Here is a 25,767-nt window from a genome sequence, read left to right on the forward strand (position 1 = left end):
GGGACGGCGGCGCGTTCCCGGAAGGGGGGCGTCAGGCGTGCCAGTCGCCCGACTTGCCGCCGGTCTTGGCGATCAGGCGAATATCGCCGATCGTCATGCGCTTATCGAGCGCCTTGGCCATGTCGTAGACGGTCAGCAGCGTCACCGACACGGCGGTCAGCGCCTCCATCTCGACGCCCGTCTGGCCCGCCGTCGCGGCCGTCGCGGTCGCGGTCACGCCGGTTTCGTCCAGCATCAGATCGATCTCGACCTTGCTGAGCGGCAGCGGGTGGCAGAGCGGGATCAGGTCGCTGGTCCGCTTGGCGGCCATGATGCCTGCCACGCGCGCGACCGCCAGTACGTCGCCCTTCTGGACGCTGCCTGCTCGGATCGCGGCGGCGGCGTCGCGGGCCATGGTGACACGACCCTGCGCGATCGCCTGCCGCGCCGTCACCGCCTTGGCCCCGACATCGACCATGCGGGCCGAGCCTTCGTCGTCCAGATGGGTAAGGCCGCTCATCCGATCAGCGCGCGGGTTGCCGCCTCGACGTCATGCTGACGCATCAGCGCCTCGCCGACAAGGAAGCAGCGAATGCCATGTGCGGCCATCGCGTCCAGGTCGGCACGCGTCGTCAGGCCGCTCTCGGCGACGAAGGTCGATCCGGCGGGGGCATGGCCGACCAGTTCGTAGGTCCGCTGGAAGTCGACCGAGAAGTCGCGAAGGTCGCGGTTGTTCACCCCGATCAGGCGCGACTTGAGCCGAGCGGCACGCTCCATCTCGGCGGCGTCGTGCACCTCGACCAGGGCGTCCATGCCGCATTCGATCGCGGCGGCCTCGATCTCCTGCATCTGCGTGTCGTCCAGCGCGGCGACGATGATCAGGATCGCGTCGGCGCCCAGCGCACGCGACTCGTGGACCTGCCAGGGGTCGACCATGAAGTCCTTGCGCAGGACCGGGATCGACACCGCCGCCCGCGCCTGTTCCAGGAACACGTCCGCCCCCTGGAACCAGCGTTCGTCGGTCAGCACCGACAGGCAGGCCGCACCCCCGGCCTCATAGGCGCGGGCATGGGCGGGGGGATCGAAATCCTCGCGGATCAGCCCCTTGGACGGGCTGGCCTTCTTGACCTCGGCGATCAGCGCATGGCCAGTCTTGGCGTCGAGCGCGGCACGAAAGCCACGCGGCGCGGAGACGGTCGCGATCTTGGCGTCCAGATCGGCGTGCGACATCGTCGCCTTGCGCGCCGCGACATCGGCACGCTTGGTTTCCAGGATGCGGTCGAGCATCGTCATCGGTAGGCAATCCATCGATCGAGGAGCGCCGCGGCCTCGCCCGTGTCGATCGCGCGGGCAGCGGCGACCGCGCCAGTATGCAGGTCGCGGCTGTGCCCGGCGACCAGCAGCGCGGCGGCGGCGTTGAGGAGGACGGCGTCGCGGTACGCGCCCGTCTCTCCGGCGAGAAGGCGGCGAAGCGCCCCGGCATTGTGCCGGGCGTCGCCGCCGCGAATGGCGGTGATGGGGTGGCGAGGGAGCCCCGCATCCTCGGGCGAGATCGTCGCGGGCGCGGTGATGTCGCCGACGGACACCGCGATGCTGGGGCCTGCGCCCGACAGCTCGTCCAGCCCTTCCTCGCCCGACACGACCAACGCCGCCTCGGCACCCAGCTGGTCCAGCGCCTCGGCATAGACGCTGGCGTAATCGGGACGCGCGATGCCGATCAGCTGGCGGCCGACATGCGCGGGATTGGCGAGCGGCCCCATCAAGTTGAAGATCGTCCGCCGACCGATCTGCCGTCGGATCGGCGTGATCCGCGCCATCGCGGGATGGTGGTTGGCGGCGAACAGGAAAGCGATGCCGATATCGGCCAGGCTGGCCTGCGCAACCAGCCCCGCACGCTCCATGTCGAGGCCGAGCACCTCCAGCGTATCGGCCGCCCCCGCCTTGGACGACGCCGCGCGGTTGCCATGCTTGGCGACCGGCACGCCCAGCGCCGCCACGACCAGCGATACCGCGGTCGAGACGTTCAGCGTGTGGTGCCCGTCGCCGCCGGTGCCGCAGACGTCGATCGTGCCCTCGGGCGCTTCGATCGGGATCAGCCGTTCGCGCATGGCGCGGGCCGCCTCGGCAATCTCGATCGAGGTTTCACCGCGCTCGGACAAGGCGATCAGGAAGGTCGCGATCGCCTCTTCACCGGCACGGCCGTCGAGAATGTCGGCGAACGCGGCATAGGCGCTTTCGCGCGACAGCGGACTGACGGGATCGGGCAGCAGGGTGAGGGTGGTCACGCGGCGTGTCCGACCGGTGGGCGAAGCCGCTCGGGCAATTCATGCGCCACGCCCGCCTCGCGCAGGAAATTGGCGAGCATCGCATGGCCATATTCGGTGGCGATGCTTTCGGGATGGAACTGGACGCCGTGGATCGGCAGCGTGGCGTGGCGGAAGCCCATCACCGTGCCATCCTCGGCACGTGCATTGACGACCAGGCTGTCGGGCACGTCGTTGACGATCAGCGAGTGATAACGGGTCGCGGTGAAGGGGGAGGGCAGGCCGCGGAAAAGCCCGGTGCCGTCGTGATGGACGGGCGAGGTCTTGCCATGCATCAGCCCGCCACGCTGGACGAGGCCGCCGAAATGCTGGCCGATCGCCTGATGGCCCAGGCATACGCCCAGCAGCGGGCGACCCGCCTCGGCGGCGGCGGCGACCAGGTCCAGGCTGACGCCCGCCTCGGTCGGCGTGCACGGGCCGGGAGAGATGAGAAAGGCTTGCGCTCCCGACGAGAGCGCTTGGCCCGCCGAGATCGCGTCATTGCGGACCACCTCCACCTCACTGCCCAATTCCTGAAGATAATGGACGAGGTTCCAGGTGAAGCTGTCGTAATTGTCGACGACCAGGATCATGGCCTTGCCATAGCCGATCGTACGCCGCGTGCAACGCCCGCCGACGCCGCCCGGCACGACAAAATCACGCTTCCCGGCGCACCATGGCCCTAAATTCGCCCGATTCCGGTTCTGGTGTGGCGGCCGTTCAGCGTGGAGCCATGCGCGGCCTTCGACGTTGTAGGGATTGAAGGAGTTTCAACGCCATGGTTCGTGTCGCCCTGATCGCCGCTTTGTTGCTCACCCCGGGGGCGGCGCTTGCCCAGCAGGCGTCGCAGGATCAGCAGGCCTCGACCGGACAGCCGCCCAAGCGCGTGCGCCAGGTGACGCTGACCGGTGATCAGAAATGCCCCGCAAGCACGGCCGAAGAGGTGGTCGTGTGCGGTCGCGACGACGAGCCCTACCGCATCCCCAAGGCGCTGCGGAACGACAACCCTATCCCGGCGCAGAACCAGAGCTGGGTCAACCGCGCCGCGACCATGGATCAGGTCGGTCGCGTGGCGGGCGGTATCCCCGACACCTGCTCGCCGGTCGGCACCGGCGGCCAGAGCGGGTGCAGCATGATGTGGAACCAGCAATACCAGGCCGAGCGCCGCGCCCGCCGTGCCGAGGCTACGCCGCCTGCCACGGCTGACGGAGAGTAAGGGCCCGGCCGCAGGTCCGGGGCGAGCGGGTGCTTCGCGACCTGACGACGGTGGCCTTACCATTTCTTTCAATGGTGTCGTGGCGCTCGCCGCCGTTAGGACTTGGTGGCAACGAACGTCGCCACAGGCAGTAGTTTGGTTTGCGTGTTCGCTACCTGCTTCAGACAGGTGGCGCGCGCACTCATGCAGCAAAGCCTTCCGAATCAGCCGTGGTCAAACCGACCTATTTCAGCTCCATGAAATATGTGAGCGCATTGCGTCCGAGGTCTGCGAAATGGTCGTAGATGACGCGCGCGACTTGAGCGATGCCGACCTGGCGATCACGACCGCCCTTGGCGAAGACGGCGACGGCCAGCCGACGACCGTCGGGCATGTTGATAAAGCCGACATCGTTCGTCACGCCGTCGAGCGTTCCGGTCTTGTCTTCCACGCGGGTGCCTGCGGGCAGAAGGGCGCGGATCCGGCGCGTGCCCGTCACGCACCGGCTCATCAGGTTGAACAACAGGCTGCGGCTTTCGACAGTCAGGAGCGTGCCGCTGTTCAGCTTGTACAACAGCGACACCATGGCATTGGGTGTGGCGACGTCCTTGCTGTCGAAGAGGTGCCCACGCTCGCGAAGCAATTGTGCGATGTTCCGGTCTATCCGAATGCCGGAAATGCCGTTCGACGACAGCCATTGCTGGACCGCCGCCGGGCCACCGACCCTTGCAAGGAGTAGATCGGCCGCGTGATTGTCGCTGCGCACGATCATGAGTTCCATCAGGGTGGCGGCGGACCGACCCGCAATCATGTCGCTCAGGCTGCGTCGGCCATGGTCGACATCGGTAAGATAGGCACCGGCAATCGCAAGCTTCACCGTGCTGGCCATGGGGTACGCTATGTCACCCCTGACGGACGCCGCCGAACCGTTGCGCAGGTCGAGCACGGCGATGCCATAATCACTCGATCGGCTCGCAACCAGGGCGTTGAGCGTCCGCTCCAGGCCCGTCAACTCCGGCGAACTCGCTGACGCCGGGGCGGGGAGAAGCGTGCCCCCGGCGATACAGCAGAGAAGGGTGCAGGCGAGGAATGGTCGGCGCATAGGGCGTTCTTGTGGCTTGTTCCTGCGCGCGTCGCTATCATGAAAATCGCATTTTGCGCCATACCGAGGCGAAGCCCGCGCCCAGTTCACCTGGCTGCGCGACCAGTCGATATCGGGCGACGAAGCGCCAATCACGGATAGCTGGTTCCGGATCGTCCGGACGGCGTGTCGCGGTGAGCGGCATGGTAGGGGAAACGGGCGTGCTCAGGGGAATCGTGAACCGATCATCACGGGCCCGCGTATAACCCACCGGGCATTCGATGCCCTGCAGTGGTTGTTCGATCATGCCCGACGCGCCGAGTTCGGGTCGACGACGACCATCTTCGGCCAAGGTGGCGTAAGCCGCGACAAAGTATAGAGGCGCCAAATGCTTTCAAAGGCTCGTATCGGATGGCTCCTCCATCGTATCGCTCGGAAGATCTGGTTCCGCGCCGCGCTCATCAGCGCCGCCAGCGTGGTGGTCGCCGCTTTTGCGGGGATCGTCGCACGAGCCGTCCCCTATCATTTTACCGGCGATATCGGTCAGAATGCCGTCGGCACGGTATTGGAGATCATCGCCTCCTCAATGCTGGCAGTGACCACCTTCTCCTTGACGGCCATGGTCAGCGCCTATTCGTCGGCAACCCAGCTGGCGACGCCGCGGGCGACACAGCTGCTGATCTCGGATCGCATGTCGCAAAATGCGCTTTCGACATTCCTCGGGGCGTTCATCTTTGCCGTGGTGGGCATCATCGGCCTGCAAACCCGCCTTTACGGTGGGCAGGGGCGGGTGCTGCTGTTGATCGCCACGGTCCTGCTCGTGGCGCTGGTGGTCGTCACCCTCTTGCGTTGGATCGCCCATCTTGCCGCATTCGGGCGGATGTCGGATGTGATCGACCGGGTCGAGGATGCGGCGCGATCCGCCATCGTGGCGTTCGCGAAGGATCCCTATCAGGGTGGACGACCGGCTATTCCGGTTCCGGCCAATGCGCGATCGGTGCTGTCGCAGGGCATCGGCTATGTGACCCATGTCGATATCGGGCGCCTCGCGAGCGTGGCGCGAAGCCACGGCATCATCGTGCATGTGGAAGCGATCCCAGGCACCCTGGTGCACAAGGGGCGTCCGCTGCTCCGCGTGGTCGGCGGTAGCGCGGTACGGGATGACGAACTGTCGGACGCGTTTGTCATCGAGCGGCATCGTGATTTCGATCATGATCCCCGGCTGGGGCAGATCGCACTTGGCGAGATTGCCGGGCGGGCGCTTGCCCCCGCCACCAACGATCCCGGTACCGCCATAGAGGTGCTGAGCGCGCTGCTGCGGACCCTGAGCGAACTGCCGGCGCAGACGCCTTCGCATGGCGATGAATTGCCGCCGGTCCATGTGCCGCGTCCGTCCGTGGACGAGTTGGTGCGCGCCGGTTTCGCGCCGATCGTGCGCGAAGGGGCTGGCGAGGAAGAGGTGGCCATTCGCGCCTTCAAGGTTCTTCATGCCCTTGGTGAAGCCCTGCCACACGCCCGTCAGACAACCCAGGCGCTGGGGGTGGAGCTCAAGCAGAATGTCGAGCGCGAGATGCTCGACCAGGCCGCGCTGGCAAGAACGCTGGCGGTGTATCGAGATCAGATGTGAGAGCAGCAACCCTCATTTGCACGCGGTGCTTGGAAATAGTTATTGCAGACAGTGTAGTTGCGGAGAAGATGTTGGGCGTTGTGTGCTTCTCATGCGGTCTGCAAAAAAAAGAAAACATGCTAAAATGCGTAAAAAACTCATAGGTTCCGTTCAAAATCGCTGGAACGGCAGAAATTAGATATATGAGATCACGGCGCATGTGCAGGCCGTATACCGCTTTTTAACGGAGTGGGTCATATCCGGCTGCGCGTCATGTTCGGATTGATGCTGTGTATGATCGCGCAGCTGTCATCAGTATTGAAAATACGGGGGCATGATCTGTTATCAGTTTGCCGCCAGATTGCCCGTGTATGGCAGATGGCGGATATCATCGGGATATGATCCTATGCGCTTTTTTGATAACCTGACAATGGTGAGAAAGCTTGCCCTGTGTTTGGGGGTTATTCTGGCGCTGACGTTGACGATGAACTTCGTCATATACACCAAAAAGAACCAGGTTCGCGAGACGACGAACATCAACGAGCACACGTACAAGGTCATCATGGCCTCGAACAAGCTCGTCGAAGCGATGATCAATCAGGAAACGGGGCTTCGCGGCTATTTGCTGACAGCCAACCGAGATTTCCTGGCGCCCTATGATCAGGGTATGTCGGACTTCGATCGCGTGATGAAGGAAGCCCGTCGACTGACCAGCGACAATCCGGAGCAGCAGGTCCGCCTGACCGATGTCGGTGCGTTGGCCCGACGCTGGCGTGATGAAATCGCACTACCGAATATCGCATTGATGGCGGCGCAGGCGACGCAGGCGGAGGCGCGCGCCAGTGCGGGGAAGGGCCTCGGCAAGGCGCTGATGGATCGGCTTCGCGCGCAGGCGGGGGCGGTGATCGCCACGGAAAACCTGCTCCTGGCCGAGCGACAGGCGTCGCAGGAAGCGGCCTTCGCCATGATCTCCCGCGCCATCGTCGGCGGAATGCTGGTCAGCCTGTTGCTGGCCATCGCCATCCTCGTCCTGCTGGTGCGGCAGATCGCCCGGCCGGTAAACGCGGTCACCCAGGGCCTGACCGAACTGGCCAGCGGGAACATGGCCGTCGCGTCGATCGATGCTGATCGCCGTGACGAGGTCGGGCAACTGGCCGCCGCACTCAACAATCTGCGCGGGCAGCTGCTGGCGGCGGATCAGGCCAAGAAGGCGCAGGCGACCCTGATCGTCAACAGCGTGGGGGCCGCGCTGTCCAAGCTGGCGGAGGGCGACCTGCTGTCCCGTCTGGACAATGAACTCGATGGTCCCTTTGCCGCGATCAAGAACGACTTCAATCGCGCGGCGGATGCGCTTCAGGGTGCCATGTCCCAGGTATCGGTGTCGTCCGGCGAGATCATCAACAGCGCCTTGGACATCCGGCAGGCATCCGATGACCTGTCGCAGCGGACCGAGCAACAGGCGGCCAGCCTGGAGGAAACGGCTGCGGCGATGGACGAGATCACCACCACCGTGCGCAAGACGGCCGAGCAGGCCGGGCTGGTGCGCGAGATGGTCGGTCACGCCAAGGATGAGGTCCAGTATTCGGGTCGGATCATGGAAGATGCCGTGGCCGCGATGAACGGGATCGAGCGGGCCTCCACCGAAATTTCCGACATCATATCGGTTATCGACGGTATCGCGTTCCAGACCAACCTGCTGGCCCTGAACGCCGGGGTGGAGGCTGCCCGAGCGGGCGATGCCGGCAAGGGCTTTGCGGTCGTCGCCTCCGAGGTTCGTGCCCTGGCCCAAAGGTCCGCCGACGCGGCCAAGGACGTCAAGGAGCGCATCTCGGTGTCCGTCGAACAGGTCGATGCGGGCGTCGGCCTGGTCAACGAGACTGGCAAGGCGCTGGGGCGCATCGTGTCGCGCATCACCGAGATCAACCAACTCGTCAACGACATCGCCGTCTCGGCCGAAAACCAGAGCAGCGGGCTTCAGCAGGTGAATATCGCCGTCAGCCAGATGGATATGGTCACGCAGCAAAACGCCGCCATGGTCGAGGAGGCGACCGCAGCCGCCCGGAGCCTGGCAGGGGAGGCCGACGAACTCTCCCGGCAAATGTCACGCTTCTCGATCGCCCATCATGGCGGGCAGGACGCCAGCAATGTCTCTCGCCTCGACGATCACCGATATCGGCGTGCGGCAGCCGGATAACGGAGCGCACGGCGCGGCTCGATAGGGGAACGGGGAGGCGTCGCCACGCCTTCCCGTTCCTTCTTGGCATCATCATCGTACCAATGCGGCGGTGCCCGGGGCAGCGCGGCCGCCGTCATCGCGCCACGGATCGTCCGGGGGCGTTACGATCCCTCCCGCCGCATGGTGTGCCGCTCCTGACTGACCGCACGACCCGTCTTCGGGTGCAGCGGCGCGGATCGGCCCTCAGATTTTTGTCAGCTGTCCTGTGGCAATGACCGGTCCTGTCGGTGTCGGCTTGGGCGAGCCACCCATCGGCTCCACCGAGATGGCAAGGGTGGTGCCCGCCGCCATGGCAATCTGCGGAGAGATTTTCAGGGGAATACCGCGCCCACGGCTCAAGAGGCCCGCCGCATGGGGAACCCCGTCATTTCCGATCGCCCATAGCTGCGCATCCTGGCCACGGCTCACGGACGGTACGTCGCGCAGCTTCAATATGCGGGTATTGGGATCGAAGAATGCGGCGATCGGCGCGGCCTTTTCGGGCGTGAGCACCGCAAAGAGTAAGGGGGCAGGCTGGCTGACACGCGATGCGACAGGGGCTGGCGTGTCGGGACGGGTGACGACGACCGTCAGCAGGACGGCGGCCGCGATGCCGGCGACACCCGCGATCGCACGCCACGGTCCCGCCGGGCGATTGTCATTGTCGCCCACCGCCAGAATCTTGCGCTCCAACTGGGCGCTCGGCTCGACGGGTTCCACCTCGAGATAGAAGGCGGCCAGATGCCGTCGCCACCATGCGACATCGCGCGCGAAGGCTGGATCCACCAGCATCCGGCGTGATGCCGCGCGATATTCGTCACCCTCCAGCACGCCCAGTGCCAGTTCTGCCGCGGACAGATCGGCCTCATCAGGCGTCATTGTCGAGACACTCCTTGAGGCGTTCGAGGCCACGCCTGATCCGGCTCTTGATGGTGCTCGTCGGCACCTCGCGCAGATCGGCTAGCCCGGCATATGTGATCCCTTCGAAGAAGGCCGTTCGGATCGCGTCGCGCTGCGTATCGCTCAGGCGGTCCAGGCACCCGTGCAGCTTGCGCTCCTCCTCGTCCAGCAAAAGACCCTCAAGGGCGAGACGGCCCGATGCGGCAGGCTCCGCCACCTCGTCCAACGACGTGGCGGGCCGACGGCCCATGGCCCGACGATAATCGATCGCGCGATTGCGGGCGATGGTGGCCAACCAGGCAAACGGACTGGCCTCCCCCGGTTGATAGGCACCGGCCCGCCGCCAGATGATGGCGTAGACCTCTTGCAGCACATCCTCCGCCGCCTGTCGCTCGCCACAGATGCGAAGGCAGACACCGAAGAGCCTTGCCGACGTCAGCGCATAGAGTTGGCGAAAAGCGGCGCGATCCTCGATACCGGTCGCGATCAGGGCTTTTGCAAGCTCCTGCCGACTGTCAGGTTGGTTTATCGTCACTACAGACGGGATATCGACGTGCCGGTCGGCAGGCAACCCAATGATCGCGTACGGATGCTTCGGGGCGGCCGCGATGGTCGACATGGTCCCGGCGCTGCTTTGAGCCGCAGGCCGTGACGCGCCGCCTGCCACGCGGCGTCTGACAGCACTTCCGCCCTGGTCGGAACCGGCCTCCCGTCCATTCAAATCACGCGTGGCAAGACCTACTGCCCGAACCGACCCTCACCCGCGCGGGCGACCGCGTCGCGGGCGGCGGCGAGCATCGCACCGGCCTTGGCCTCGCATTCGCGCTGCTCATAGGCGGGGTCGCTGTCGGCGACGATGCCTGCGCCCGCCTGGACGTGGATCGTGCCGTCCTTGACCACCGCGGTCCGGAGCACGATGCACGAATCCATCGAGCCGTCGGGCGAGAAATAGCCGACACCGCCCGCATAGGCGCCGCGCCGCTCCGGCTCGAGCTCGGCGATGATCTGGCATGCGCGAACCTTGGGCGCGCCGCTGACCGTGCCTGCCGGGAAACCGGCGAACAGCGCGTCGAGGGCGTCCTTGTCCTCGGCAAGATGACCGACGACGTTCGATACGATGTGCATCACATGGCTGTAGAATTCGACCATGTAGCTGTCGGTGACCCGCACGCTGCCCGACGACGATGCACGGCCAACGTCGTTGCGACCCAGGTCGAGCAGCATCAGATGCTCGGCGCGTTCCTTGGGATCGGCGAGCAGGCTGTCGCGGTTGGCGGCATCCTCCGCGCGCGTCTTGCCGCGCGGGCGCGTGCCCGCGATCGGGCGGATCGTCACCTCGTCGTTGCGGACGCGGACCAGGATTTCCGGGCTCGATCCGATCAGCGAAAAGCCGGGCAGGTCGAGGTGATAGAGGAAGGGCGACGGGTTGATCCGCCGCAGGCTGCGATACAGCTCGAACGGCGGCAGCGTGAAGGGCGCGGAGAAACGCTGCGCCAGCACTACCTGAAAGATATCGCCCGCGACGATATAGTCCTTCGCGCGCGCCACCATCTCGTCATAGCGGCCGGGGGGCAGGGCGGGTCGATAGGATGGTTCGGGCAGTTCGGCGCGAACCGGGGCGGGGACCGTCGCGGTCGCCAGCCGGGCCGCGGTGGCGTCCAGCCGTTCCTCCGCCTCGGCGATCATCCGGGCGGGATCGCGTGTGGCATCGGGCCAGACCGGTGCCACGAGGTACAGCGCATCGGCCAGCCGGTCGAAGACCAGGATGACGGTCGGCCGGACGAAGATCATGTCGGGCAGGCCGAGCGGATCGGCCTCGGGCTGGGGCAGCGTTTCGACCAGTCCCACCGTCTCATAGCCGAAATAGCCGACCAGACACGCGAGCGCCGACGGCAGTCCCTCGGGCACCTCGGCGCGGCATTCCGCCACCAGCTGGCGCAGCGCCTCCAGCGTCGGTGCGGTACACGGCACGAAGGCGTCGCGATCGCTGGCCCAGTGCCGGTTGATCGCGGCATCGTGCCCCTCGGCGCGAAAGACCAGGTCGGGCGCAAGACCGATCAGGCTGTAGCGTCCACGCGTCGCGCCGCCCTCGACCGATTCAAGCAGGAAGTCGCCACGACCAGGCTCGATCAGCTTCAGCGCAGCGGCGACCGGCGTCTCGGTATCGGCGATCTGCCGCCGCCAGATCAGCTGCGGCTGGCCATCGGCCAACCGCGCAACGCCGCCGTCGCCCTTAGTTGCCGCCATTGGCCAGCAGCTCCGAGCGGACCTTGGCGATCGCCTTGGGATCGGTCTTCACGACCACCGCGTCACGCACCGCACGCGCGAACTGCGACACATATTCGCGGCCGATCAGACGGCCCAGATCGGCGCGGGCAGCGCGGATCGCGGCGTCGTTGCCGGTCGCGTTGCCCGGTTCGATCTTGGTCACGCGAATGACGTACCAGCCTTCGTTCTGCGGAGCCTCCAGCGTCCGCGCCTTGTTCTGCGGCATCGAGAACAGCAGGGCGAGCGGGGCGGCGGCGGGGGTGTTCTGCGCGGCGGCCAGGTCGCGGCGCGACGCGGCGATCGGGCGGGCGGGCGGTACGGCCAGCCCGGTTTCCTTCAGCGCCTGCGCCATCGACATGCCCTTGTTGACCTTGGCCAGTACGGTGTTCGCCAGCTTGCGGGCGGCGGCACGGGCGCGGTCGGCGGTCAGGTCGGCGACGACCTGGTTACGGACCTGCGCCAGCGGGCGCGGGGCGGAACGCTGGATCTTGCCGACGCCGACGACGGCGAAGCTGCCATCCTGGCCGATCGGCACGATCTGCGGCGCGTCGCCCTCTTCGCCGGTGAAGGCGGCGGTGATCATCGCACGCTGTTCCGGCGTCGCCTGGAAGGTCGGGGCATCGGGCGCGGTCCCTTGCGCGGTCACGGCCGGGGTCGTCTGCGCCTGCAGCTTGCGGTCGGCGACCACCTCGTCGAAGGTCGCGTTGCCGGACAGCGCATCCTCGATCGTGTTGCGCAATTCGCCCAGCGCAGCGGCCTGCTTCTGCTTGGTCAGCTCGGTGACGATCTCGGGCCGCGCCTGCGCCAGCGTCTTGCCCGGAACCTGGGTGATCGCGTCAACCTTGGCCACCACGAAGCCCAGCGTGCCGCGGACCGGGCCGACGATGGCACCCTGGCCCGCGCCGAAGACGGCATCGGCGACGGCGGCCGAGCTCTGCGCGGCATAGGCGGCCTTCACGACACCCTTCTGGACCGACGCCTCCAGCCCGGCTGCGCGTGCGGCGTCGGCAAGCGAGGTGCCTGCCTTCGCCTTGGCGGCCAGCGCGTTCGCACCCGCCTGGTCCAGGACGACGACCTGGGTCACGTCACGCTTCTGCGCGGCGGCATATTTCGCGGCATTGGTCTGATAGTCGCGTGCGATCTCGGCGTCGCTTGGGCTCGACTGGGCGGCGACGGCGGCGGTGTTGACCAGCGCATAGCGGACGGTGCGACGCTCGGGCAGCGTGTAGCGGCGCGCATTGCGGGTGTAGAAGGTCTTGATGTCGGCGTCGCTGGGCGCTGCGCCTGCGGGCACCAGGCGGGTCGGGATGTAGCCGACCTCGCCCTGACGCTTTTCGAGGAGCAGCGAGGCATAGGGCAGCGCCATCTGCGTCGCGAACTGGGTTGCGCCGATCGTCGGCACGGTCAGCTGCTGGGCAAAGGTCGTACGCTCCAGATCGGTGCGGACCTGCAGGTCGGTCATCTTCCGCTGCGCCAGCAACTGCTGGTACAGCGCCGGATCGAACTGGCCGTTGGGACCGCGAAAGGCCGGGATCGAGGCGATCTGCCCGTCGATCAGGCGACGCGAGACGACCATGCCCTGGTCCTTGCCGAATTGCTCCAGCGACAGGCCGGTGATCTCGCGCTGGAGCGTGCCCTCGAAGCCGCCCGCCGCGATGAACTGCGCCATGTCGAGCGTGGGCTGTTCCTGGCGATAGGCCGCGACCTCGTTCTGCGCGGCGGTGCGCAGGTCGTTGGCGGTGATCTTCGCACTGCCGACCTTGGCGACTTCGGACCCGGTGATGCCACCAGCCATGCTGGAGATGTTCGTCACGTCGCCCGCGGCGAACGCGATCGCGATCACGCCCAGCACGATGAAGGTGACGACGACGCCGGCCTTGGAATTGATGATCCGGCGGAAGAAGCTGAGCATGGACGACCGATCGGCAAGAAAGAAAATCGGGATGTGCTTTAGGGGGGAGGCGGCTTCGCATCAAGCTTGTGCAGGAAGCGCAAATCGCTATCGGTGTTGAACACGTATAACATGCGACTCATTTGGGAGCCTGATATGGCACGGCGCAAACTGGTGGCGGGCAACTGGAAGATGAACGGCTCGCGTGCCGCGCTGGCCGAACTGGACGGCATCGCGCAGGCCGCAGAAGCAGCTCCCGGTGTCGACGTCGCGATGGCGGTGCCCTTCACGCTGATCGCCCCCGCCGCCGAGCGGGCACCAGGACTGGCCATCGGTGCCGAGGATGTGCACGAAGCCGATTCGGGTGCGCATACCGGCTGCGTCTCGGCCGCGATGGTCCAGGAGGCGGGGGCCCGCTTCACGATCGTCGGCCATTCGGAGCGCCGCGCCGACCAGGGCGAAACCAGCCAGGACGCCTGGGCCAAGGCGGCGGCGGCGCATCGCCAGGGACTGAACGTCATCCTGTGCTGCGGTGAGACCGAGGCGGAGCGCAATGCGGGCCGCGCCGAGCGCGTGGTCCAGGCGCAGATCGAGAAGTCGGTGCCCGACAATGCGGACGGCAGCTGGTTCACGCTGGCCTATGAACCCCGCTGGGCGATCGGCACGGGCCGCACGCCGACGGTGGACGAGGTCGCCAGCATCCATGCCATCGCCCGCGCCAAGCTGCGCATGCTGATCGGCGATGCGGCGGACGGGGTGCGGATCCTGTACGGTGGCTCGGTGACGGGCGAGAATGCCGCGACACTGTTGGCGGTGGACAATGTCGATGGCGCGCTGGTCGGCGGCGCGAGCCTGACGGCGGCGAAGTTCGTGCCGATCATCGAGGCGGCGGCGGGGTTGTAATTTTTTGGTGAGGTTGGGGCGTGCGCTTCCACTTCGCTCAGCGTGAACGGCTGTGGGGGTTTTGGTCCCACCTCCCCGTTCAGCCTGAGCGCAGTCGAAGGCCACGCTGGAACCTCAAGCCGCCGGATACCGCCCCTTCAACATCCGATACGCGGCGCGCAGGGCATAGGCGTCACCCCCCTTGGGCCGCCCTGGCTTACCCGAAGGCCGCCAAGCAAACACATCCAGATGTGCCCAGGCCGTATCCTTGGGCACGAAGCGCCGCAGGAACAGCGCTGCGGTGATCGCCCCTGCAAAGCCGCCGTCCGGGGCATTGACCATGTCGGCAATGTCGGACTTGAGCATGTCGTCATACCCGTCCCACAACGGCATCCGCCACACGGGATCGTCCTCCGCCGCCGCGGCCGCGAGCAGGTCCGTCGCCAGCGCCTCGTCATCGGTGAACAGCGGCGGCAGGTCGGGGCCCAGTGCCACGCGCGCCGCGCCGGTCAGCGTGGCGAAGTCGAGGATCAGCTCGGGGCTTTCCTCACCCGCGCGGGTCAGCGCGTCGCCCAGGATCAGGCGGCCTTCGGCATCGGTGTTGGTGTTCTCGACCGTCAGGCCCTTGCGCGTCTTCAGCACGTCGCCGGGGCGGAAGGATGCCGCCGATACCGCATTCTCAACCGCCGGGATCAGCAGGTGGAGCCGCACCGGCAGTCGCGCCGCCATGACCAGGCTGGCCAGTGCCAGCGCATGGGCCGCGCCGCCCATGTCCTTCTTCATCAATCGCATCCCGGACGAGGGCTTGATATCCAGCCCGCCGGTGTCGAAGCACACGCCCTTGCCGACGATCGCGATGCGCGGATGGGTGGGGTCGCCCCAGTGCAGCTCGATCAGGCGGGGCGCGCGCTCGCGCGTTGCGGCCTGGCCGACCGCGTGGATCATCGGATAGCCGCGGGCCAGCGCATCGCCGCTGGTCACGGTGACCTGCGCGTGATGTGTGCGGGCCAGCGCCTCGGCCTCGGCTTCCAGCTCGGCGGGGCCCAGGTCGCCCGCGCCGGTATTGACCAGATCGCGCACCTGGGCAGTCGCGGCGGCCAGCCGGATCATCTCATCCCGGTGGGCGACATCGCGGGTCAGCAGGATACGGGGCCCCTGATCCTCGGCATTGCGATAGCGGGTGAAGCGATACTGGCCGAGCAGCCAGCCTAGCGCATTGGCACCGACTTCCGCTCCGTCGAGCCGATAGCTGCCCTCGGGCAAGGTTTCGGCCAGTTTCGCCAGCGCCCAGGGTGAGGCGGCATCGCCGACCCCGGCGACGACCGCGATCCCGTCGTCTTGCGGGACCAACAGATGCGTGCCGGACTTGCCCGTGAAACGCTGCGCCGTTGCCAGCGCGCGGGTCGCCACCGACTGGCGGCCCAGCCATGCGTCGAACGTATCCGGCGCGACCAGGGTGATCGTACGCGCACTCTGGCCGCGATCGGGTTGAAGCAGGGAGGCAAAATCGGTCATTCGGCGGGGCTCACGAGAAACTGTTCGATACGGCCGTTCGTCCCCGGCTCGGCATAGGTGCTGATGCGCAGGGTGCGGTTCGGATAGGTGACGCGGTACGACCGGTTGACGAACCCGCCACGAAGGCGCGTGCGGCCCGTCTGCTCGATCTTGCCCTGCGCGCCCAGCGGGGACAGGCTGGTGCGGTAATCGGCGATGGTCGCGGGCGTGAAATAATAGGCCGCGTCCTCGGTCAGCAGGGCCTTGTCGAGCTGGCCTGCCTGCAACTGTGCATAGATCGATTTGGTGCGGGCCAGCGCGGCGGCGTCCTCGGCATTGGCCTGGGGCGCGGGCAGGACGGTTTCGGCAATGCCGTTGGCGATGCGGCTCTGCGCATCGGCGAACCAGGCATTGACCGCGACCACCACGGCGGCCTTGTCGTCGGGGTACACGATATTTTCGGTCAGGAAGCCGACCGCCTCGCCGCTATGCTCGACGAAACGGCGGCCGTCGGCGGTCCCGACGCTGACGCCCAGGCCGTAATTGGTGTTCGAGCCGTCGGTCAGCTTCACCGGATTTTCCTGCTCGGCCCAGGTCTTGGGCGGCAGGAGCGTGCGGTTCATGCGCGCTACGTCCCATTTGGCCAGATCTTGCGGAGACATCGACAGCTCGCCCGCGGCGTAGAGCCAGCCCGGGGCCGCCGGCGTCTCGACCCGCACGGGGCCCAGCGCGTGGCGCAGATAGCCTTGCGGAAAGCCGGGGCCGACCGCCTTGTCCTGGTCGATCGCGCGGATGCCGAGCGGCCGGAACACGCGCGCCTGGAGGAAATCGAGCAACGGCTGACCCGTCACCTTCTCGACGATCATGCCCGCCACGACATAGCCGGTGTTGGAATATTGCCACTGGGTGCCGGGCGCGAAGTCGAGCGGCGCCTTGGCCCAGCGGTCGACGATCCCTTGCGGTGTGGTCGGCGTCGCCATCGCCTTGAAGCTGTAATCCTGCGGCCAATAGTCGCGCAGGCCAGAGGTGTGGCTGAGCAACTGGCGGATCGTGATCGTGTCGCCGCCGGTGATGCCGGGGACGTATTTGGAGACGGTGTCGTCGAGCGACAGCTTGCCCTCGTCGGCGAGCAACTGGATCGCGGTGGCGGTGAACTGCTTGGACACCGAGGCGATCTGGTAGGGGAGTTTGGGATCGGCGGGCCCGGTCTGCCCCTCGAACTGTTTGCCATACGCCTTGGCGAGGACGATCCGACCGCCGCGAACGACCGCGATCGAGGCGGACGGTACGCCGGTATCGGCCAGCGTCTTGGTCACCAGAGCATCGATCTTCTGGGTTTCCGCCGGGGTCAGTGCCTGGGCGAGCAGCGGGGCGGGGGCGATGAACGCGATCGCCGCCAGCAAATGGGGGTATCTCATGGCGCGCAAGGAAGCAGGTTTGTGGGGACGGTGCAACGGGGCGCTTTCGGGGCAGGGCTAGCCGCTCGCCAGCGAAGTCCAACGCAACATTCCTTCCCACCCCGGCGATGGCCGGGGTCAAGGTGCCGTGTGTCGCGTTGTAGAGCGCAAGGCGCGCCGCTTATGGCGGTCGAGCTGGACCCCGGCCTTCGCCAGGGTGGAGAGCAAAAAAGGGACACGGAAAAGATGACCACCGAACTGACCATCCTCGGCTGGTCGATCATCCTGCTCTTCGTCCATATCGCGTTGCAATCGCAACTCGCGACGCTGGACCGGGGTATCGGCTGGAATGCGGGGCCGCGCGACGGGACGCCTGCGCCATTGGGCCGCTATGCGGGTCGCGCCGAGCGGGCCTCGGCCAATTATCGCGAGACATGGCCCATCTTCATCGCGCTCGCATTGGGCCTGGCCGTCACCGGACAGAGCGGAGGCATCGCGGCGACCGGCGCGTGGGTGTGGTTCCTCGCGCGGGTCGCCTATGTGCCGCTTTATATCTTCGGCGTCCGCTACGTGCGGTCGCTGGCCTATATCGTCTCGATGATCGGCCTGGTGATGATGCTTATCCGTTTCCTGTGACGGGAACGCCGTAAAGGTCGTGATCGTCGGCATCCTCGATGGCGACGGGCACGATATCGCCGACGCTCAGATGCCCGGCATCGCGCAGGAAGACCTCGCCGTCAATCTCGGGCGCGTCGGCCTGACTGCGGCCGGTCGCGCCGCCTTCCTCGTCCACCGCGTCGATGATGACGGGCAGCGTGCGACCCACCTTGGCGGCGAGCTTGGCGGCGGAGATGGCGGCGGTCTTTTCCATGATCCGCGCGTAACGCTCTTCCTTCACCTTCTCGGGGACGTGATCGGGCAGGGCATTGGCGGCGGCACCCTCGACCGGCTCGAAGCGGAAGGCGCCGACCCGGTCGAGCTGGGCCTCGTCCAGCCAGTCGAGCAGATACTCGAAGTCCTCCTCGGTCTCGCCTGGGAAGCCGACGACGAAGGTCGAGCGGATGGCGATGTCGGGGCAGATGTCGCGCCACTGGTGGATGCGCTGCAACACCTTGGCATCGTTGCCGGGGCGCTTCATGCGGCGAAGCACCGACGGTGCGGCGTGCTGGAACGGAATGTCCAGATAGGGCAGCACGAGCCCTTCCGCCATCAACGGGATCACCTGATCCACATGCGGATAGGGATAGACATAGTGCAACCGCACCCACGGCGCGATCTTGCCGAGTTCACGGGCGAGGTCGGTCATGTGCGGCACGACCTCCTGCCCCTTCCACATCCGCGGCTCCTTGCGGATGTCGATGCCGTAGGCGGAGGTGTCCTGGCTGATCACCAGCAGTTCGCGCGTGCCCGCCGCGACCAGCTTCTCCGCCTCGCGCAGGATCGCGTCGGGACGGCGGCTGACCAGATCGCCGCGAAGCGACGGGATGATGCAGAAGCTGCACCGGTGGTTGCAGCCCTCCGAGATCTTCAGATAGCTGTAATGGCGCGGGGTCAGCTTCAGCCCGGCGTCGGGGATCAGGTCGATATAGGGGGACAGGTTGGCGGGCGCGGCGGCGTGTACCGCCTCCACCACCTGCTCATATTCATGCGCGCCGGTGATCGCGAGCACGTCGGGGAAGCGGGTGCGGATGGCTTCCGCCTCCTTGCCCATACAGCCCGTGACGATGACGCGCCCGTTTTCCTTGATCGCCTCGCCGATCGCCTCCAGGCTTTCCTCCTTGGCGGAGTCGAGAAAGCCGCAGGTGTTGACCAGCACGACATCGGCCCCGGCATAGTCGGGTGACATCTGATAGCCATCGGCGCGGAGCTGCGTCAGGATGCGTTCGCTGTCGACCAGATTCTTGGGACAGCCGAGCGAGACCATGCCGACGCGCGGCGGAGTAGGGAGTTTGGTTGCCATGGGACGTGCGCGCACATAGGCCAAATCGCCACGCTTTTCCAGATGCACCGATGCCTTAACCTCTGACGGTCGACAGGGGCGTGCGATCCCGGCATGGAGGATGCGAACTTCACGGGATTTGGGGCGCGATGCTGGCGATCGGATTGATGTCGGGGACCTCGCTCGACGGGGTGGACGCCGCACTGATCGAAACGGATGGCGAGGCGCATGTCCGGCCGATCGCGTTCCGGACCGAGGGGTATTCGGACGGGGCCCGCGCCGAACTGGCGGAGGCGACGGCACTCGCGCTCACCTTCGACCGGCCGCGCGCCAGCCCGCCCATCGTCGCGGCCAGCGACCTGATCGTGCGCACCCATGCGATGGTCGTCCAGAAGCTGCTGCGCGATGCCGGGGTCGATGCGGCGGCGGTCGACGTCATCGGTTTCCATGGCCAGACCGTCGCGCACCGCCCCGATCGCGGCTGGACCTGGCAGATCGGCGATGGCCAGTCGCTGGCCGACGCGACGGGCATTGTCACCGTGTCCGACTTCCGCTCCGCCGATGTTGCCGCGGGCGGGCAGGGCGCGCCGTTGATTCCGGTCTATCATGCCGCGCTGGCCGCCGATCTGGCCAAGCCGGTGGCGATCTTGAACCTGGGCGGCGTCGCCAACATCACCTGGATCGGGGAAGGGGGGCTAGGCCGAGACGGCGCGCTGGTCGCCTTCGACACCGGGCCCGCCAACGGCCTGGTCGACAGCTGGATGGAGGTGGAGACCGGCCAGCGCTACGATGCGGACGGCGCACTGGCGGCCAGTGGTCGGGTCGAACCGACGGTGCTCGACACGATGATGGACAATGGCTGGTTCGATCTGGCCCCGCCCAAGTCGCTCGACCGCAACGACTTCACCATTCAGCCCGCGCGCGGATTGTCGGCGGCGGACGGGGCGGCGACGCTGACGGCCTTCACCGCGCAGACCGTGGCCCGCGCGCTCGACCATCTGCCGGGACGGCCCAGGCGGCTGCTGGTCGCTGGGGGCGGGCGGCACAATGCCACGATGCTGGCGATGATCGCCGCCGCGACGGGATTGACGCCGGAGCCGACCGACACGCTCGGTTGGGATGGCGACGCGATGGAGGCGCAGGGGTTCGCCTATATGGCGGTGCGACGGCTGAACGACCGGCCGATCAGCTTTCCCGGCACGACCGGCGTCGTGCATGCGATGACCGGGGGGGTGATCCATCGGCCGGGCATGAATTGAGCCAAATCCATCGACACTGTTCCTCCCCTTGCAGGGGAGGAACGAAAGCGCAGCGCCTCTAGGGTCGATCCTTCACCGCCGCGTAGTCTGTCGGCTCACCTTGGCCGGAACGTTGCAACCGTCGATGTTCCGCACGACCGCGAATTGCGGTTCCGCGTCGGGCAGTTCGTTCAGCTTTCGGGGACCGGCGGAGGGCTTGGTCTGCGCGACCCGCTGTTCCGTCCGGATGCACTGTTGCAATGGCTGGCCGATGGTCGGCATCGTCTGTCGCGGCGTGGCGCCATCCGCGATCAAGGCAAGCGTGACGAGCAGCATCATGATGCGTCCTCCCTGAGGGTGGAAGCAATCTAAATCAAAGAGTGCAGTCGATCAATCAGCGCGCGACATAGGCGTCGATCAGCGCGCCGACATAATCGGGTTTCTCGCTGGTCAACTCGGGCGCGGGGCGGCCCTTGCCATAGATGAAGCCGTAAATGGGGTAGATGGAGCTGCCCAGGCCGTCGGAATCGCGGAACCAGACCTTGACCGTGCTCCAGTCGTTGCCGGGCGAGACGTCGAACAAGGTCACGTCCTGTTCGGCATGGCCGCGCTCGCCATTCTGGATCGACCAGTTGGCGTGGGTCAGCATCAGCACGCGGTCCTCGACGATGCGGCTGACCACAGCGACATGGCCGAGCGGCAGGCGACCCGTCTTTTCGAAGACGACGACCGCCCCGACACGCGGCGCATGGCCACGCGGATAGCGGCCCTCCGCCTGCGACCACCAGGTCCAGGCATCGCCATAGATGGATATGCCCGATGCCGCGCGCGCGAAGGGGACGCACTGGCCGACATAATCGAGCAGCGAGCGCGCATGCGCCGGGATGGCGGCCGCGAGTGCGCAGAGCGGAAGGATTGCTTTGGACACCATGCCTTTCATGCCAACGACCGTAAGTCGGTGTATTTAAACGGAACCTGTCCGGCTTGGTTAACGGCGCGGTAACGAGATGCACCGCCCCGCTGGCGCGACCGATCGAAAAGGGTCGCGCGGGGCATCACTCAACCTCGCCGCGCGCTGGCTCGAGCCTCCAGCAGGTCCCATAGACCCCTGTGCTGCCCCAGCAACTGGCTGGCCCCGAAGCCCCGCGCGCGGGGCAGGCCGATCGCCGATTCGTCGTCGTTGAAGTCGAGCAATGGCTCCGGCAGGGTACTGGGCGGCACCGACACGCCGAAGCGCATCGCGGCCTGCGCCATGACCTGCCGGATCGCGCGCCAGTCGAGGATCAGGGCGGACACCGCGCCCGTCGCGCAACCGCGCCGATCCGAGTTGGCCAGCATTTCCAGCGTCTGGCGCAACTGGGTCAGCGCCGCATCGGTCTGTGCTTGGCCCGGCGTCGAGGGCAGCGGACCGGCTGCGGCGGTCAGGTTGGCGAGGAAGGCGCGTTCATGGGCAAAGGCGTTGGACGATCCGATCAGCCAGGGCAGCGTGTCGATCTCGCTCCCGCGCGCCATGGCATAGTCGATCATGCACGGGTGGTTGCCATGCACCGCACACACCGCATGGATCGCATCAGTCAGGTCGTGGAGCAGGACATGGGGCAGCAGCAGCGCCTGGACATGCGGATGCCCGGCGCTGCCCAGGCGCGCCAGGATCGCACGGATGTCCCCGCGTCGATCATGCTGAATGTCCAATGCCGTGTTGGTCACCATGTCCGTTCCGATTGTGCGGCGATCCCGGCGTCGGGATGGTCATCCCTTCTCCGGTCCCGAAAGGACGGCCTAAACAGTTTTCGTTAATGCCGGGTTTACGAAATATGAAACGCCCCCGTAACAGATAGGGTTAACGCTGAAATCCTGCGTTTTCCACGATGGACCGAGCCGATTGCGCGGGCGGTTGCCGATCATGCTTGCCGGATCGGGGCGGCGTCGCGATAACGCGCTGCCATTGGGCCGGGCAGGGACCCGGCATGACAGGATCTGGAGTGGTATGGATGCGCAAATGGGTGCTGGGTCTGGCGCTGGCGTCGGTGGGGGCGTCGATCGCCATGGGTTCGGGGGCGTCGGCCATGTCGGCTGATGCGCCGTCCGCACAGGGCGCGAAGCAGGGCGAACTGACTCTCGACCGCGTCTTCGGCAGCCCGGACCTGTCGGGATCCCAGCCGCGCGGCCTTCGCCTGTCGCCCGACGGCACGCTGCTGACCTCGCTGCGCCCGCGTGCCGACGAGCGCGAGCGGCTCGACCTCTGGGCGCGCGACACCCGCACCGGCGAGGAGCGGATGCTGGTCGACTCCAAGAAGGTCGGCTCGGGCGCCGAACTGTCCGAGGCCGAGAAGATGCAGCGCGAGCGCGCGCGGATCAGCGGATCGAAGGGCATCGTCGCCTATGACTGGGCCCCCGACGGCAAGTCGATCCTGGTGCCGCTGGACGGCGATCTCTACCTCGCCGGGCTGGACGGGCAGGTCCGTCGCCTGACCAACACGCCGGGCGGCGAGTTGAACCCGATCGTCAGCCCCAAGGGCGGTTATGTCAGCTTCGTGCGCGACCAGAACTTGTGGGCCATGCCGCTGGGCGGGGGCGAGGCACGGGCGCTGACGAAGGAAGGCGGCGGCACCGTCCATTTCGGTGAGGCGGAATTCGTCGCGCAGGAGGAAATGCACCGCTTCACCGGTTACTGGTGGAGCCCTGACGAGCGCTACATCGCGGTCGAGCGGTTCGATGACGCGCCGGTCAAGGTCGCGGTCCGTGCCGCCATCGGCGCAGCGGGCACCAAGGTCTATGAACAGCGCTATCCGGCGGCGGGCACGCCCAATGCGCTGGTCGACCTGTACGTGATGAAGGCGGACGGTTCGGGTCGGGTGAAGGTCGATCTGGGCACCAACCCGGACATCTATCTGGCGCGCGTCGACTGGACGCCGGACGGCTCGGCCATGCTGGTCCAGCGCGAGAGCCGCGACCAGAAGACGCTCGACATGCTCCGCGTCGATCCGAAGACCGGCAAGTCGACCATCCTCTTCACCGAGCGGTCGGGCGACCGCAGCTGGCTGAACCTGACCGACGCCTATCGCCCGCTCAAGGACGGCAGCCTGATCTGGCGGTCGGAGCGCGATGGCTATGGCCATCTCTATCACTTCGCGGACGGCCAGTGGACGCAACTGACCAAGGGGCCGTGGGTCGTCACCAACCTGGTCGGCGTCGACGAGGCGAAGGGGCGGCTGTACTTCACCGGGTTGAAGGACGACGTGCTCGAACAGCATCTCTATGCCGTCGACATCGCCCAGCCCAACGTCATCACCCGCCTGACCGAGCGCGGTTATACCAACAGCGCGACGATGGACTCTTCGGCAAGCCGCTTCATCGTCTCGCGTTCCAGCCCGAGCCAGCCGACCCAGGTCTATCTGGCCGATACGGCGGGCAAGCGGCTCAGCTGGATCAACGAGAATGCGATTCGGGCGGGGCACCCCTATGCCCCATATCTCGCCAGCCACCGCGAGACGAAGTTCGGTACGATCAAGGCCGACGACGGCACGACGCTCTATTGGGAGATGATCACGCCCAAGCTGGAGCCCGGCAAGCGCTACCCCGTGTTCTTCCAGCATTATGGCGGACCCGGCACCGGCCAGCAGGTCACGCGCGGCTGGCAGGGCGCATTGCCGCAATATCTGGTCGATCAGGGCTGGATCTTCTTCCAGATCGACAATCGCGGTTCCTATAATCGCGGCAAGGCGTTCGAGGATGCCATCTATCACGCGATGGGCACGGTCGAGGTCGCCGACCAGTTGGCGGGCGCGAATTATCTGAAGGGCCTGCCCTTCGTCGACCCTGCGCGGATCGCGACCTATGGCTGGTCGTACGGCGGCTATATGTCGATCAAGATGCTGGAGAAGACGCCGGGCGTGTATGCCGCCGCCGTGTCGGGGGCGCCCGTCACCGACTGGCAGTTGTACGATACCCATTATACCGAGCGTTATCTGGGCGATCCGCGCACTGATCCGCAAAGCTATGCGACGTCGCAGGCCATTACCGACGCGGCCAAAATCCGCGATCCGTTGATGCTGATCCACGGCATGGCGGACGACAACGTCTTCCTCGACAATGCGACGGCATTCGCGGCCGAGATGCAGAAGACGGACACCCCGTTCGAGATGATGCTCTATCCCGGCCAGACCCACCGCGTCGGTGGACCCGGCGTGTCGCAGCATCTGTGGCACACGATCCTGAACTTCCTGGATCGCACGGTGAAGAACAAGAAGGCGAAATGATCATTCCTCCCCGGCACGGGGAGGGGGACCATGGCGCTAGCCATGGTGGAGGGGGCGTCCCGGCAAGGTTGACCTGTGTGGCGGCCCCCCTCCGTCGGCGCGTTGCGCTGCCACCTCCCCGAAACGGGAGGATTTAAGGGCCTGCACATGGCATTCCTGAAGACCTTCCACCTCTGGCCTTTCCTCGACACGATGGTCAGCTATCTGACCGCGTTCATCCTGGGCACCGTGATCGGGGCCGAACGCCAGTATCGCCAGCGCACGGCGGGCCTTCGCACCAACGCGCTGGTCGCGATCGGCGCAGCGGCGTTCGTCGATCTCGGCCAGCGGCTGGGCGGCGATGTCGAGTCGATCCGCATCATCGCCTATGTGGTCTCGGGCATCGGTTTCCTGGGCGCGGGCGTCATCATGAAGGAGGGGTTGAACGTCCGCGGTTTGAACACCGCGGCGACCCTCTGGTGCTCGGCGGCGGTCGGTGCGATCGCGGGCAGCGACATGGTCGCCGAAGCCGTGCTGCTGACCGTCATGGTCCTGCTCGCCAACACCGCGCTGCGCCCGCTGGTCGATGCGATCAACCGTATCCCGGTCGAGGGACGGCATGTCGAGGCGACCTATTCGGTCAGCCTGACGACCGCTGCCGCACAGGCCGGGCCCGTCGGCGACATGCTGGTCGAGCATCTGGAGCGCGCCGGGCTGCCGGTCGCCGAACTGGAAACGGTCGAACTCGGCGAGGATCAGGTCACGGTCGCCGCCACCCTGACCAGCACCATCGTCGAGGCGCGCGAACTCGACCGCATCACCGACCATTTCCAGACCGTCCACGGCATCGCCCACGCGACCTGGGCCGCCAGCACGCACGACTGAGGCTGGACTTCTATTCCTCTCCTGTAAGGGTAGGGGGACCATGCGAAGCATGGTGGAGGGGTGTCCCCGCTCGTGAGGTCGGGCCAAAATCTCCAGCCGCGACACCCCTCCGTCAGGTCTTCGCCCTGCCATCTCCCCTGCCAGGGAAGGAATGGCGGAACACGCACCTGCGCCCCACTATGCCGCCGCTATGCGATAGCGGGAAATCGATCTCGAAACCCTATGGGGCGAGGCGTAGCTGATGCGGGCGGGCGAT

The 25,767-nt window shown here is 66.5% G+C and carries 24 protein-coding genes; 8 read left to right on the forward strand and 16 right to left on the reverse strand.

From position 1 onward, the window contains the following. Positions 1–31: 31 nt before the first annotated feature. From moaC to U1703_RS04895, 4 genes are read right to left on the reverse strand one after another with little or no spacing between them, the layout of a single operon-like run. Positions 32–499 (reverse strand): cyclic pyranopterin monophosphate synthase MoaC, encoded by a 468-nt coding sequence (gene moaC / locus U1703_RS04880; RefSeq protein ID WP_332784817.1) that lies wholly within the window; start codon positions 497–499, stop codon positions 32–34. Beyond that, on the reverse strand, positions 496–1,272 hold the full coding sequence (gene trpC / locus U1703_RS04885; RefSeq protein ID WP_320452208.1) for an indole-3-glycerol phosphate synthase TrpC: 777 nt from the start codon (positions 1,270–1,272) through the stop codon (positions 496–498). Before trpC ends, moaC begins: the two co-directional genes overlap by 4 nt. After that, on the reverse strand, positions 1,269–2,264 hold the full coding sequence (trpD, locus tag U1703_RS04890) for an anthranilate phosphoribosyltransferase (RefSeq protein ID WP_332784818.1): 996 nt from the start codon (positions 2,262–2,264) through the stop codon (positions 1,269–1,271). Before trpD ends, trpC begins: the two co-directional genes overlap by 4 nt. Then, on the reverse strand, positions 2,261–2,875 hold the full coding sequence (locus U1703_RS04895) for an anthranilate synthase component II (RefSeq protein WP_320452210.1): 615 nt from the start codon (positions 2,873–2,875) through the stop codon (positions 2,261–2,263). Before U1703_RS04895 ends, trpD begins: the two co-directional genes overlap by 4 nt. A 185-nt stretch (positions 2,876–3,060) precedes the next feature. Here U1703_RS04895 and U1703_RS04900 point away from each other — a divergent pair, with 185 nt between their 5' ends. Next, positions 3,061–3,498, forward strand: coding sequence for a hypothetical protein (locus U1703_RS04900; RefSeq protein ID WP_332784819.1), 438 nt, complete (start codon positions 3,061–3,063; stop codon positions 3,496–3,498). Between the two features lie 223 nt (positions 3,499–3,721). Here the strand turns inward: U1703_RS04900 and U1703_RS04905 are convergent, their stop codons facing one another. Both U1703_RS04905 and U1703_RS04910 read right to left on the reverse strand, forming a co-directional pair. Further along, positions 3,722–4,579, reverse strand: coding sequence for a serine hydrolase (locus U1703_RS04905; protein ID WP_503676839.1), 858 nt, complete (start codon positions 4,577–4,579; stop codon positions 3,722–3,724). 37 nt (positions 4,580–4,616) lie between these two features. Beyond that, the gene (locus U1703_RS04910; protein WP_332784821.1) at positions 4,617–4,910 is read right to left on the reverse strand and encodes a hypothetical protein; all 294 of its coding nucleotides are present in this window, start codon (positions 4,908–4,910) and stop codon (positions 4,617–4,619) included. Positions 4,911–4,946: 36 nt separating this feature from the next. Between U1703_RS04910 and U1703_RS04915 the strand changes: the two genes are divergently transcribed. Together U1703_RS04915 and U1703_RS04920 are read left to right on the forward strand one after the other, a co-directional pair. Further along, entirely contained in the window at positions 4,947–6,185 is a 1,239-nt protein-coding gene (locus tag U1703_RS04915) for a DUF2254 domain-containing protein (protein ID WP_332784822.1), read from the forward strand. Between the two features lie 433 nt (positions 6,186–6,618). Beyond that, positions 6,619–8,358 carry a methyl-accepting chemotaxis protein gene (locus tag U1703_RS04920; protein ID WP_332784823.1) on the forward strand — a complete coding sequence of 580 codons (1,740 nt, stop codon included), beginning with the start codon at positions 6,619–6,621 and terminating at the stop codon, positions 8,356–8,358. A 225-nt stretch (positions 8,359–8,583) separates the two neighbouring features. Here the strand turns inward: U1703_RS04920 and U1703_RS04925 are convergent, their stop codons facing one another. The 4 genes from U1703_RS04925 to U1703_RS04940 form a co-directional block, all read right to left on the reverse strand. Further along, positions 8,584–9,258 (reverse strand): anti-sigma factor, encoded by a 675-nt coding sequence (locus U1703_RS04925; protein ID WP_332784824.1) that lies wholly within the window; start codon positions 9,256–9,258, stop codon positions 8,584–8,586. Then, positions 9,248–9,898: a sigma-70 family RNA polymerase sigma factor gene (locus tag U1703_RS04930; protein ID WP_332784825.1), complete on the reverse strand. Its 651-nt coding sequence runs from the start codon at positions 9,896–9,898 to the stop codon at positions 9,248–9,250. The genes U1703_RS04925 and U1703_RS04930 overlap by 11 nt, the downstream gene beginning before the upstream one ends. A 119-nt stretch (positions 9,899–10,017) precedes the next feature. Continuing rightward, positions 10,018–11,526: an anthranilate synthase component I gene (gene trpE / locus U1703_RS04935; RefSeq protein WP_332784826.1), complete on the reverse strand. Its 1,509-nt coding sequence runs from the start codon at positions 11,524–11,526 to the stop codon at positions 10,018–10,020. Beyond that, entirely contained in the window at positions 11,513–13,459 is a 1,947-nt protein-coding gene (locus U1703_RS04940) for a peptidylprolyl isomerase (protein ID WP_332784827.1), read from the reverse strand. Before U1703_RS04940 ends, trpE begins: the two co-directional genes overlap by 14 nt. Positions 13,460–13,594: 135 nt before the next feature. Between U1703_RS04940 and tpiA the strand changes: the two genes are divergently transcribed. Beyond that, positions 13,595–14,341, forward strand: a complete 747-nt coding sequence (gene tpiA / locus U1703_RS04945) for a triose-phosphate isomerase (RefSeq protein ID WP_332784828.1) — start codon at positions 13,595–13,597, stop codon at positions 14,339–14,341. Between the two features lie 114 nt (positions 14,342–14,455). Here the strand turns inward: tpiA and U1703_RS04950 are convergent, their stop codons facing one another. Both U1703_RS04950 and U1703_RS04955 read right to left on the reverse strand, forming a co-directional pair. Continuing rightward, positions 14,456–15,835, reverse strand: coding sequence for a leucyl aminopeptidase family protein (locus U1703_RS04950; RefSeq protein WP_332784829.1), 1,380 nt, complete (start codon positions 15,833–15,835; stop codon positions 14,456–14,458). Then, complete coding sequence (locus U1703_RS04955; RefSeq protein WP_332784830.1) at positions 15,832–17,232, reverse strand: serine hydrolase domain-containing protein; 1,401 nt, start codon at positions 17,230–17,232, stop codon at positions 15,832–15,834. The genes U1703_RS04950 and U1703_RS04955 overlap by 4 nt, the downstream gene beginning before the upstream one ends. 225 nt (positions 17,233–17,457) lie before the next feature. On the opposite strand from U1703_RS04955, the gene U1703_RS04960 reads away from it, so the two are divergent. Beyond that, on the forward strand, positions 17,458–17,847 hold the full coding sequence (locus U1703_RS04960) for an MAPEG family protein (protein ID WP_332784831.1): 390 nt from the start codon (positions 17,458–17,460) through the stop codon (positions 17,845–17,847). Here the strand turns inward: U1703_RS04960 and rimO are convergent. Continuing rightward, positions 17,831–19,171, reverse strand: coding sequence for a 30S ribosomal protein S12 methylthiotransferase RimO (gene rimO / locus U1703_RS04965; RefSeq protein ID WP_332784832.1), 1,341 nt, complete (start codon positions 19,169–19,171; stop codon positions 17,831–17,833). The two genes, U1703_RS04960 and rimO, sit on opposite strands and share 17 nt — an antisense overlap. Positions 19,172–19,299: 128 nt before the next feature. Between rimO and U1703_RS04970 the strand changes: the two genes are divergently transcribed. Beyond that, entirely contained in the window at positions 19,300–20,409 is a 1,110-nt protein-coding gene (locus U1703_RS04970; protein ID WP_332784833.1) for an anhydro-N-acetylmuramic acid kinase, read from the forward strand. A gap of 72 nt (positions 20,410–20,481) precedes the next feature. Here the strand turns inward: U1703_RS04970 and U1703_RS04975 are convergent, their stop codons facing one another. From U1703_RS04975 to U1703_RS04985, 3 genes are all read right to left on the reverse strand, one after another. Beyond that, positions 20,482–20,727 carry a hypothetical protein gene (locus U1703_RS04975; RefSeq protein ID WP_332784834.1) on the reverse strand — a complete coding sequence of 82 codons (246 nt, stop codon included), beginning with the start codon at positions 20,725–20,727 and terminating at the stop codon, positions 20,482–20,484. Between the two features lie 55 nt (positions 20,728–20,782). Continuing rightward, positions 20,783–21,319, reverse strand: a complete 537-nt coding sequence (locus U1703_RS04980; protein ID WP_443025762.1) for a CHAP domain-containing protein — start codon at positions 21,317–21,319, stop codon at positions 20,783–20,785. A 128-nt stretch (positions 21,320–21,447) separates the two neighbouring features. Then, positions 21,448–22,098 carry a DUF6975 family protein gene (locus tag U1703_RS04985; RefSeq protein WP_320452227.1) on the reverse strand — a complete coding sequence of 217 codons (651 nt, stop codon included), beginning with the start codon at positions 22,096–22,098 and terminating at the stop codon, positions 21,448–21,450. Between the two features lie 335 nt (positions 22,099–22,433). On the opposite strand from U1703_RS04985, the gene U1703_RS04990 reads away from it, so the two are divergent. Together U1703_RS04990 and U1703_RS04995 are read left to right on the forward strand one after the other, a co-directional pair. Continuing rightward, positions 22,434–24,647 carry a S9 family peptidase gene (locus U1703_RS04990; RefSeq protein ID WP_332784928.1) on the forward strand — a complete coding sequence of 738 codons (2,214 nt, stop codon included), beginning with the start codon at positions 22,434–22,436 and terminating at the stop codon, positions 24,645–24,647. A 147-nt stretch (positions 24,648–24,794) separates the two neighbouring features. Further along, complete coding sequence (locus U1703_RS04995) at positions 24,795–25,511, forward strand: MgtC/SapB family protein (RefSeq protein ID WP_320452228.1); 717 nt, start codon at positions 24,795–24,797, stop codon at positions 25,509–25,511. Positions 25,512–25,767 lie beyond the last annotated feature (256 nt).

This window comes from Sphingomonas flavida (assembly GCF_036663655.1).
In the GTDB taxonomy this organism is placed as follows: domain Bacteria; phylum Pseudomonadota; class Alphaproteobacteria; order Sphingomonadales; family Sphingomonadaceae; genus Sphingomonas.